Here is an 11279-nt window from a genome sequence, read left to right on the forward strand (position 1 = left end):
CGGTCCACCATATTCCAAAAGCCCAGTCATTATTTATAATGATTGGGCTTTTTTTATGCCTATAATTTCTGTGCTAGTAGTTGCTATCTCCTATCAGCGCTCAAGGGGATAATTAATATTCGCTAAAATTACTCTTTTTGCCTCTTAGCTTATGCTTGATAGTATCTTTTACTGTACGCGGCTCTTTAGGGGCTTGTACGATAAGCATATCAAAAGTAGCGTCTTCGATAGCCAGCTCACGCCCATGCGCCATCATTACCTTAGTAGGATTAAGATTTTTTATTTTTTGCAGGGAATTGATATAAGATTTGGGATCATAAATAGGAAAAGGGGCGACAAACTTATGACGAAGCTTAATGATTAGATCAGCGATATATACTTGTCGGGTGGGCAAATGATACAACGACAAATCTCGATCAGTATGTCCAGGTGTCTCTAACACTTGCCAATCTTCAAACTCAGGAATACTCTCCCCATCACTAACTTTTATATCAGCTTGCAAATGAGCGGAGTACCATAGTTTTTTGAAAGGACGATTTTGCCTATTGGCCACATAATGAGCTAAGCCAATATCTACTAAGTGCATCATTTGACCACCAATACCGGCATACCATTGTTTTGGTTTATCAGCGGATACGACTAGGCAGCCTGTCGCCTCTCGCAACTTGTGAGCACCACCAGCATGATCTGGATGCATGTGAGTAACCATAACTACTTTTAGGTCACTTATAGGACGCTGCAGCGTGTTTTTGATATAGCGTAATACTATCGGCACATCAGCACGACAGCAACCATCGAGTAATAGCAGCTTATCTGGGTATACGGCCAAATAACTACTTTGGATATACCCGTCTATACGAATAATATTACTTAAAGTCATAAATATTTCCTGACGTAATATCTGTCATTGTTTTATTCAAATTAGCTGGTGTCAAACCATTGATTACAGCATTAATATGTTTTTAATAGAGACTATTTCTATTCTAATAATTTTCAAATAGCAGCGAAAAGCTCTGTAGTACAGTGTGGCTAATGGCCTAGCTTTAGCGCCGTAGCACAAAAAAGCAGTCCTGTTGTTGACGACTGCTAGGAGGTTTTACTGCTGAGCTTAAGAAGTAGGAGGTAGCAAATCTAGCCGCTTATCCTAATAAAAAACCCTCTGCGTTATTTGCAATTTCAATCTAGTTTGCCATCCAGCTTTGAGCCATTGCCAACAGTATTGCTCGGCTGATAAAAATTTAACACCCCCTAAGTATAGCCTTGCTACAGTCAAAATATATTATTCTCAGTGAACGCTTGTGTTTATATTTTTTTAATTACTCTATGCCTATATCTGTGTTGCTATATATCTATGCGCTTAATAGCAAAAACCCAGCACTTAGGCTGGGTTTTTGTAGTCTAAAATCAAAGTAAATTAATAGCAATTAACCATAATTAATAATCAATAACTGTTAAGCCAAGTCACGGACTTTTGGCTCACGCTCCCATAAACGCGATTTAGCGTTTTCGATAAAGCCATCTAGATCAGACAATGGCGTAACAAAAGCATCTTTTTCAATCGGTAATTTACTTAAGATGAATTCGTCAGTCGCCCCGCAATAAGCGATAGCTTTACAATGCACATAGGCATCGGTAAACCAATCTAATGCTGAGCTGTCTTTAGCCAGCTTTTTAGCTTGCTCTGGCATGATGATACTAACGACGGCATCAAATAGCACCGATGGACCACCAGCTAGACGCTCATCAGCTTGGATACGAGTACCATCATCTAATAGCACTTCTTTATTCGGAGCGACGATCTTCACGCTAGCGCCCTGCTCTTTGGCTGCATCTTCAAACTTTTGAATTTCGCTATGCTTGGACCCATCAGCAACTAAGATACCGACTAAACGTCCTTTTAAGCTCTTAGGTGTACGACCGATAGTTTGTAGTGGCTCAGAAGTAGCCATATCAACTATAGCTGCTGCTGGCTCAGCGGCTTCAGGCAATTTCATCCCTAGCGCTGTCGCCACACGCTTGGCTAAATCTTCATCGATATTGAGCAAGTGACTCAAAGTACGTACCCGAACATGAGCCGTATCTACTTTACCTAGCTCAAACGCATAAGCAGAAGCGATGTGGGCTTGTTCTATAGCGGTCTGACTACGATAGAACATGCGAGGCTGACTATAATGATCAGCAAAGCTCTCAGCGCGTACACGACCTTTAACCCCATCGTCCATTTTTTCATGGAACGACTCAAAGCCCTTTTTAACACTTTCACGCGGTCTAGTCGGGTCTAAGCTTTGCGGCTCATAAAGAACTCGAGTCTTAGGAACCTGCATCTGCATATGACCATCTTGCTGATTATTAGCAAACGGACATTTTGGCGCATTGATTGGAATCTGCGCAAAGTTTGGTGAGCCAAGACGAGATAACTGAGTATCTAGATAGCTAAATAAACGTCCTTGCAGCAGTGGATCGTTACTGAAGTCGATACCAGGTGGTACGTGTGATAAGCAGTACGCCACTTGCTCAGTTTCAGCAAAGAAGTTATCTACATTGCGATTCAATACCATTTTACCGACGATTTTAACGGGTACCAGTTCTTCTGGAATCAACTTAGTGGCGTCTAAATGATCAAATGGAAACTCATTAGCTTGCTCTTCTGAGAATAGCTGAACACCGAATTCCCACTCTGGATAATCGCCACCATCAATCGCTTCAAACAAGTCACGACGATGATAATCAGGATCGGCTCCAGATATTTTTACGGCTTCATCCCAAGTCGTTGACTGTACGCCTAGTACTGGTTTCCAATGAAAACGGACAAAGGTGCTTTTGCCATCTTTATTAATCAAGCGATAGCTATGAATACCAAAGCCTTCCATCATTCTCAAGCTACGGGGCAAACCACGATCACTCATCAGCCAAATCACGTTGTGCATAGTTTCAGGACTTAGTGACACAAAGTCCCAAAAAGTATCATGGGCAGAGGCCGCTTGCGGAAAGCCACGATCAGGCTCAGGTTTTACCGCATGAACTAAATCTGGAAACTTCATTGCATCTTGGATAAAGAAGATGGGCATATTGTTACCAACGATATCCCAGTTACCCTCTTCGGTATAGACTTTTACCGCAAAACCACGGACATCACGTGGAGTGTCTTTTGAGCCTTTGTTACCAGCCACAGTAGAGAAACGTGTAAACAAAGGGGTTTGCTTACCAGTCTCAGTCAATATCTTAGCAGTAGTATATTCTTCTAGCGATTCAGTTAATTCAAAATAGCCATGGGCAGCACTACCACGTGCATGAACCACACGCTCAGGAATACGCTCATGATCAAAATGATTAATCTTCTCACGCAACACGAAGTCTTCTAATAAAGTCGGTCCCCGACTTCCTGCTTTAAGAGAGTTTTGGTTATCAGATATGACTACACCTTGTTGGGTGGTCAAAGCCTTAGTATCGTCACCAGCACGCTGATGGGTTTCACCACCATTACCACGTGTTGGATTCATATCTTTGGCGGGGTCAGTATGATCAATATTACTTTTCATAATCCATCCTAGCTAGTTATCGAAAGTGAAAACTAAAAACATTACTAGACAATAGTACCCAAAAACAATGATTCAATCATGGCTATCCTTGTTGATTTTTAGTTAACTTTTGCACTCTACCTAAACTCCTTTCTTAGTTTTTCTAGGTCATGCTATGATCGATAATAGCTGCTGTTAGGGTAGTTATCATTTACTATAAATAATGCTAGCCCATCAGCAGTATTTATAGTATTTGCTCTCAATCGATACGACTTTTAGTCAAAATTTATTCATTTAAACGATGAGGCTACTTATGTTATTCACTTCAGTCAATGTCCCGATCACCCCTTACCGCTCTTTGCTACTAGGCTGTTGTTTAGCGGCTATGGGATTAATGGTTAGCCAAACAGCCAGTGCTATTACTACTAAAGATATTAGTTATACGGTAGATAATATGCCTTATCAAGGCTATTACGCCAAAGCAGATAAACCTAATGCACCTTTTATTCTACTGATACATGATTGGGATGGGGTTACCGACTATGAGCGTAAACGGGCAGATATGCTCGCCAGTCAAGGCTACAATGTATTAGCAGCTGACATGTTTGGCGCTGGCATTCGTCCAACCACTATGGAAGATAAAAAACGTCTGACTGCCAGATTATATGATGATAGAAATAAAATGCGCCGCTTGCTTGCTGGAGCATTAAACGTCGGTCAGCAACAAGGTAATAACGTGCAGCAAGGGGTGACTATGGGCTACTGTTTCGGTGGCACGGTTGCCTTAGAGTTGGCGCGCTCGGGATTCCCACAAAAAGCTTTTGTCCCTTTCCATGGAGCCTTTGATATTCCAGCAGGTCAGAATTATGACACTACTAGCGGAGAGATTTTAGTTTTTCATGGTACAGCGGATGAAGCAGTATCTCTTGAGAGCTTTACGATGCTGGGCAAGACTTTAGAAGCCGCCAAAGTACCACATGAGATGGTAACTTATAGCGGCGCTAAACATGCTTATACGGTTTTTGATACGGCTAGCTATGATGCGCGTGCCGACCAGCGCTCTTGGAAACGTTATCTGGACTTTTTAGCAGACGAGTATAAATAAGGCTGATAATTAGCAGCCTTACAATCTTAAAACATTAAAACTCTAAAATTAAGGCGATATAAATAAGCTTGAACCAACAGATATCTCAATTTAGATCTTATCAAGGTCGATTGAGATATTTTTTTATCCTAAAGCGGTAATGACTCATTTTGATAACTGAGAGTGTTATTGTTTTTGAAACACTAATAATTGATTATTAGCAGGCATCTGATAGCTAGTTTGCAGCGTTAAACCGTGCATAGTCGCTAGAGCCACAACCTTTTCTTTATCACGAATACCGCTATCAGCGTTGCGTTGTCGTAGCATAGCGTCGAACTGCTGATTGCCAACACTAGTGTAATAACCGTCTTCATTAAAGGGGCCATAAATGATAAGTTTGCCATCCGTAGCTAATGCCTCGCCTACTAACCGGAATAACTGCTCAACTAGTGCCCAGCTAATAATATGTAAGGTATTAGCGGTAAATACTGTATCGTAAGCTATAGTATCAATAGGACTATTAGGAAAAGCATCACTAGCCAAATCAAAAGCTAAAGGCCCCTGTAAATTAGAGGCAGGGTGAGCGGCGTGCCAAGCTTTAATAGCCCAATGATTAGCTCTAACATCGCTAGTGTGCCACTGCAGATGAGCTAGATTTGGCGCAAAATAGACGCTATGTTGACCAGTCCCTGACCCTATCTCTAAGACTTGCTGCGAATCTTGCAGCTCTTTTTGCAGAACCTCTAAAATAGGCTGTTTATTATTCTCACAAGCTCGCGATAATGGCAAATTAGCTGTTATCTGTACACTAGCTTGCGCTGATTTATCTGCGTTCATAACGACCTCTGATAACTGACCCTAATAATTACTGTTAAAAATGAGCATTATAAAATAGGTCTAGTAAATACCGGCTTCTAGTCCAGCCGCCAAAGTCATGGCTAGCTCTTCAACTTGCTCAGCGAAGCCTTCTTGCCACTCTCCTTGTAGGATCAACGGCTCTTGTACATAGTTCCAGCGTAGTCCAGTAATGATAGTCTGCATAGCACGTTTGGTCCCTGTACCATCATGACCAGCACGAATATACAAGGCAAAAGGCATGCCTTGCTTCTTGTCTAACACCGGATAGTAGCAACGATCAAAAAAGTCTTTGGTCAGTCCTGCCATATAAGCTAAGTTCTCAGTAGTCCCCAATAACAAGGCATCAGCGGCTAACACATCTTCCGGCTGCGTATCTTGTGGTGACTTTAGCACCACTTTGACATCAATCTCTGGATGATTAGCGCCTTGATAAGCGGCTTGCGCTAGCTTCTGAGTATTCTCTGATGGCGCGTGAGCAACGATGAGTAGCGTTTTGACGGACATATTAAGATTTATTACTATTGCTAAAAACTAAGTTTTGGCTAATATCAGGATGTAGGCTGTTAGCCACTGGACAAGTTAGAGCAGTTCTATAAAATATGGTTAATGTCTTTTCATCTAGCTCTTGTAGAAAAGTCATCACTATGTGTATTTCACTAACTCGTCTTGGATCAGCAGCCATCACTTTAGTCACTTCAGCAGTAGTGCCAGTGACATCAATACCCATATCAGCAGCTTTAATACCGATAATAGTGAGCATACAGCTGGCTAAACTCGTCGCTAAAAGATCTGTTGGCGAAAAAGCTTCACCTTTACCGTGATTATCTGTCGGCGCATCAGTAATAATTTCGTTATTTGATTGCAGGTGAATAGCTTGAGTACGCAATTGACCTTGGTAGGTTACTTTTGAGGTTGTCATATTTTTCCCTTTTATAATTCTGTTCGATATTTATAATGTATTTAAGCTGGATGATAAGATCAATAATATTATTGCGCCCAACCCTTATCGTAGATTGTGTGATACCACTGCTCTTATACTCAAGTACAATGCCACGCATTGAGAACCACTCATAAACAGTTTGCTAGCAATTCTTTTTTATAGATACTAATTCAAAAATCTTTTCCAGTGAAATATTCTCTGAATCAAATACAGCAATGTTAATACCAGCAGGGTTCTTCACACTACGGTAACGCAACCCTAAAATAGGCTGCGCATTTTCAGTTTGGAATCTAAATCTAAAATACTCAGATACAATTTGTGTCGGCACATACTCAACATGCTCTCTGCCATCTTTTGTAACTGGTAACGTTAAATCGTGTACTAATGAATAAAGAAATGACAAATTTTGTTTAGCATCATACTTTGCAGGCTCAAAAACACTTGGTATTTTTGGCATATCAACAAAATCTATAACTTGAATATCTTTTATCGATTTAAACTTAGCGATTGACCATTCTTTCGAATCTGTGATAACTTCTTTTTCAGCTGTACCCTGATCGCAAGCTAAGTAAAAATAAGAAATACCAGCTGGATTCATACGGCCAGCATTGGCTTTTCCTTCTGGTGGGACACCAACATCAGAGAACTCCTTGAACTCTTCCCCTTCCTGTTTATTAACTCTAACTCGATAAAACTCGGTTCCAACAGGAATAGTAGCAACAAGTTTTTCTGTATTGCAAAGTGCCCCAAGAGCACCAAGCATACTTGAAACAGGAATATAATCTGGTCTACCAGAAGAGAGTTCATCTTCGGGTTCAGACAAAAATAAATAGCGCGTTTTATGTAAAACTTGATTTTTAAATGCTGACCAGCCATACGATAGTGCAGAAGATGAACTTTCAATAGACCAATCATTTTTGACATGTTCTACTAAATAAAGACTTGCATCAGAACTTTCAATTAAATCCTTACAAAACTCACCGCTCCAACCAGGATCAAATTCATCAAGGATTTCCCACATATTGGTTTCTGGTACCAACCATTCTTTTTCAACCCATGGCATACCTACATCTTGCGCATCTGCGTAATACTGAAATATTGAGTCATATATCCGTTTCATCACTACATTATATGGAGCGGCGATCAAATAACCCTCTTCATTCTCTTCACCACAATAGGAGCATGAATTTGAACTAAGATTAACAGCTACTAAATTAGACAATGAATCGTCTAAAACACAATATGAACATATCGATTTATTAAGCCCACTAAGTTGAGGTGATTCGTACATAGAAATCGACAATTCTGAATGATATCCCAAATTTTCCTCCTAAACCTATAATTATCTTTCAACTGCTTCACTTTCTAAAATAAATAACTGATTTATCAGCATAAATTCTCGAATATCACCGCTTAGATTATATCGGGGTTCTTGATGTGCCCGATTATTGCGATAAGCCATAAAGACACTAATAAACAACGATGCCCCTCCTTTAGACTCACCTGAATCTAATTTATCCCAACATAAAATCGAATCATCACCTTGAAAGGCTTTTGCAAACAACTTAGTACTGCTTTCATGGTCTAAGCCAGTACGGTGTCTAACGATAGATTCAATTTTTCGGTATCCGCTCATTATCGAATCATCTGGATTAGTTTTAAACTCTAAGGCTATCTCAATGAGTCGTGTATCAAGTAAAGCCATAGGAATAGTGAGAGGAAACTCACTAAAAGTATTGTGCTCACGTTCCTTGTAGAGGTAAGCAGAATCGTACCACCTAGCAGGACGAACCCGCTCAATACTCTCTATATACTCTAAATCTTTTACTGTTAGACTTGAGCTAGATATACGTTCAAAAATTGATTTCGAAACGATATACTCATTTATATTATCTGTATACTGTCTCAGTAAGTTTAAGACAAATGCATATCCTTTTGGCCCCTCTCCATTGTAACCAGAAGCAAAACCACCTTTAATTACTATTTGTATATCGTATTCAATAGTTAGCAACAATGCATGAGCTTTTGAATGGGTCTCTTCGAAGGTAAGTATTTTTACTTTGTATATCTTTTCACCAGCATATATTAGCTGGATGACTGCATCCTTACATATTTGTGTAATACCACTTTCACCTGCATATTGAAGAATTGCAAACTTAGCTTTCACTAATGTTCCTTATTCTAATTATTTTAGTAATAGAAAGTTGTAAATATTTACTTTACCCTATAATCAACTATTTTAACTTTATAACTAGTTTAATAATCAATAGAAAATAAATACGTAATCGTTAATTTTTCGAACAAAAAAACCCCCTCTGACATAAGTCAAAAGGGGGTTTATCTAGAAAAGACAGCTGACAACAACATACTCTCACAGGGGCGAACCCACATTACCATTAGCGCCATGATGTTTCACTTCTGATTCCGAGAAGGATCAGGTAAGGCCATCAAGCTATTGCCATCAGCAAAGGGGTTAGATATGAGTCTGTTTTGATTGTCTTTGATTTAAATTCTAGGTTTAAATCGACCAATCATAACCTAACTGAATCAAGGGTAAAGGTGATATCGAAATACTAGATTGTTAACTGCAATGATCAGAATCTACATTTAAAGTAGATTCGATTTGTAAAAATAATAGATAAAAGTTTACTAATAATTATTTATATTCTTATAACCATATATTATAATCAAGTCTTCACCCCATGAAACACATGACAAAAATATTTAAAAGGCTATAACTAATGAATATTCATGATCTTTCTGAGTACCAGCTATATAAACTAAAGTCTATAGATCCAACGCTTAGCTCAGATTGGTTAGAAGTCATTAGGGATATTCTTCCTAAGCTAAATAAAGAAGCTCAAATTAGCGTTTATAGGAATATCTTAAAACCACGAGGTATCTATATAGGAGCGGATAGGAAGCCCATATATAATCGACCTGATACCTTAGCATTAACCATAAAAAACCTGCAGACTACAAATAAAGACTTAGTGTCTATAGCCCTGCATATGGCAGAAATAATTGATCCACAGGTTACCCAATACAATGCTATAGAACTGGCAGATAAAATTGAGGCAATATTAGGTTACTTAGATAATTTAGAAGTTAACGACCTGCTGCAGGATCAAAAGAACCGTCAAAAAATACGAGTAGCCTTTTTATACGATTTAGCATTATGAATCGATAATGTTAGTTTAGATATAGATGCTGGCATACGTAATATTGACGTTGATTTAGTCAAATCGTATTTCAAAGAAGTTTTTATTAAACAGCAAATCCAAGGTCGAGATTTCCGTAATTGGGATTCTTCTGACCTGAGCTTTCAAGAAACCAGTTACTTGCCACCTTTTATCAAGCAACAAGGCACAGAAAGAAAGTTTTTTATTGTCGAAGGACAGCACTATTGGTATCTAATCGGCACTGCTAATAAGATGGAAAACAACCCCTACTCCTTTCGGCGCTTTCTGTATGAAGATCATAGTGGTAGTAGCAATAAGTATATTTACTTAACTCATATTGTTCTAAAAAAAGACAGTATGCATAACTCAGAATATATAGCACATGCTTCTTACTGTATGAGCAGACTGTATACTCTTGATAGAGGAGTGTCAGATAATCTGCTGAAGTTTATACACCAGATTCAGCAATTGTATCAAGACTATCTTCGACCCCTGCTCAAAAAACCACTACAACAAGACGGTAGTGCTCCTGAGTTAATAATAAAAGATCGAATGATAAAGTATGAAAAACAACTATCAATTTTAATACTACAAAAGCTACCCAACATCATTGAAAAAACTTCTCATGATTTAAATGACCAAGATTATTTATTCTATCATTTAGACCGACTGATGAAACAGATGAGTGAGAACATTCAGGATTTTAGACTACAGCCTTTATCTATGTACTCTGCTAGCAGCGAAATAATGCTAGTAAAATTAATTACTCTAAGAAGATTACTAACTAAATCACGTGATTTATTTTATGAGGGGCAGCTAAGCTTAGATGATGATTGTCAAGTTATGGGCAAATCTTTACTGACTGTTAAGCAACAGTTGGATGAAACGGAAGTCTCTATAGAAAAACTGCAGTTGTTCAAAAAGGGCATCAACAAATACTATTACCTGCAAAAAAATGGCAGCTTCTAGCAAAAAATAAAACTAGGTAAGACTCCTGAGTATTCATTAGCAGAAATTGATCAAATGAACCTATCTATACACGAAGACCTTTTTATATCCATAGTTCGTTTAGCCAAAACAGAGAAGAACAGCATGGTCTATACAGAATTTGAATGTAATGAAATAATAAATGAAAATTATAGGCATTATGCTTTAGCAGATGGCAAACTAGGAATCAGTACCCTACCGCGAATACTTCGCTTAAATGAAGATAGAAATAAGCTTAGCATTCAACTAATAAGAGAAGCGCTTTACCAAGATATATTTAAATCTAGTCAGCAATGGAGTACCAACTCGTAATATAGTCAGTTAAAATGTACAAATTCAAGAACAAAGAAAAGCCCCTTAACCGTTAAGTCAAGGGGCGAATCTAGAATAGAGAGCTGACGATAACCTGAGCGCCGTTAAAACAAAGCACTGCTTTGTTAGGCTGCGCAAGAGAAAACCCTTTAAATAGGGTTTTCGGTGTAGGTCACTACTAAAGTAAAGATAAAAAAATCCCCCAACCAGATAACTGATTGGGGGATTTTAGAATAGAGAGCTGACGATGACCTACTCTCACATGGCCGGGGCCACACTACCATTGGCGCGATGATGTTTCACTTCTGAGTTCGAGAAGGGATCAGGTGGGGCCATCATGCTATTGTCGTCAGCAAAGGGGGTTAGATATGAGTCTGTTTTTATTGTTTTTGACTTAA

At 38.8% G+C, this 11279-nt stretch carries 10 protein-coding genes and 2 rRNA genes; 3 read left to right on the top strand and 9 right to left on the bottom strand.

Features of this window, described 5'->3' with window-relative positions:
• Positions 1-112 precede the first annotated feature (112 nt).
• Both KZA12_RS06035 and KZA12_RS06040 read right to left on the bottom strand, forming a co-directional pair.
• Positions 113-880 carry an MBL fold metallo-hydrolase gene (locus tag KZA12_RS06035; protein ID WP_218689579.1) on the bottom strand — a complete coding sequence of 256 codons (768 nt, stop codon included), beginning with the start codon at positions 878-880 and terminating at the stop codon, positions 113-115.
• A gap of 571 nt (positions 881-1451) precedes the next feature.
• Positions 1452-3539, bottom strand: a complete 2088-nt coding sequence (locus KZA12_RS06040; protein ID WP_201623179.1) for a catalase — start codon at positions 3537-3539, stop codon at positions 1452-1454.
• A gap of 292 nt (positions 3540-3831) precedes the next feature.
• Here KZA12_RS06040 and KZA12_RS06045 point away from each other — a divergent pair, with 292 nt between their 5' ends.
• Positions 3832-4623 (top strand): dienelactone hydrolase family protein, encoded by a 792-nt coding sequence (locus KZA12_RS06045; RefSeq protein ID WP_218689580.1) that lies wholly within the window; start codon positions 3832-3834, stop codon positions 4621-4623.
• A gap of 165 nt (positions 4624-4788) precedes the next feature.
• On the opposite strand, the gene KZA12_RS06050 is transcribed toward KZA12_RS06045, so the two are convergent.
• From KZA12_RS06050 to rrf (KZA12_RS06075), 6 genes are all read right to left on the bottom strand, one after another.
• The gene (locus KZA12_RS06050) at positions 4789-5439 is read right to left on the bottom strand and encodes a DUF938 domain-containing protein (RefSeq protein WP_218689581.1); all 651 of its coding nucleotides are present in this window, start codon (positions 5437-5439) and stop codon (positions 4789-4791) included.
• Positions 5440-5499: 60 nt separating this feature from the next.
• Positions 5500-5964: a flavodoxin family protein gene (locus KZA12_RS06055; RefSeq protein ID WP_218689582.1), complete on the bottom strand. Its 465-nt coding sequence runs from the start codon at positions 5962-5964 to the stop codon at positions 5500-5502.
• 1 nt (position 5965) lies between these two features.
• Complete coding sequence (locus KZA12_RS06060; RefSeq protein ID WP_218689583.1) at positions 5966-6379, bottom strand: OsmC family protein; 414 nt, start codon at positions 6377-6379, stop codon at positions 5966-5968.
• A gap of 163 nt (positions 6380-6542) precedes the next feature.
• On the bottom strand, positions 6543-7721 hold the full coding sequence (locus KZA12_RS06065; protein WP_218689584.1) for a HEPN-associated N-terminal domain-containing protein: 1179 nt from the start codon (positions 7719-7721) through the stop codon (positions 6543-6545).
• A 21-nt stretch (positions 7722-7742) separates the two neighbouring features.
• Positions 7743-8567 carry a TIGR02391 family protein gene (locus KZA12_RS15050; RefSeq protein WP_218689585.1) on the bottom strand — a complete coding sequence of 275 codons (825 nt, stop codon included), beginning with the start codon at positions 8565-8567 and terminating at the stop codon, positions 7743-7745.
• Between the two features lie 185 nt (positions 8568-8752).
• Positions 8753-8866: ribosomal RNA gene (rrf, locus tag KZA12_RS06075) — 5S ribosomal RNA — on the bottom strand.
• Between the two features lie 275 nt (positions 8867-9141).
• On the opposite strand from rrf (KZA12_RS06075), the gene KZA12_RS06080 reads away from it, so the two are divergent.
• Together KZA12_RS06080 and KZA12_RS06085 are read left to right on the top strand one after the other, a co-directional pair.
• Entirely contained in the window at positions 9142-9582 is a 441-nt protein-coding gene (locus KZA12_RS06080; protein ID WP_218689586.1) for a hypothetical protein, read from the top strand.
• Between the two features lie 159 nt (positions 9583-9741).
• Positions 9742-10551: a hypothetical protein gene (locus tag KZA12_RS06085; protein WP_218689587.1), complete on the top strand. Its 810-nt coding sequence runs from the start codon at positions 9742-9744 to the stop codon at positions 10549-10551.
• Between the two features lie 569 nt (positions 10552-11120).
• On the opposite strand, the gene rrf (KZA12_RS06090) is transcribed toward KZA12_RS06085, so the two are convergent.
• Positions 11121-11235: ribosomal RNA gene (rrf, locus tag KZA12_RS06090) — 5S ribosomal RNA — on the bottom strand.
• Positions 11236-11279: the final 44 nt, after the last annotated feature.

This window comes from Psychrobacter sp. BF1 (assembly GCF_019279065.1).
Lineage (GTDB): Bacteria > Pseudomonadota > Gammaproteobacteria > Pseudomonadales > Moraxellaceae > Psychrobacter > Psychrobacter urativorans.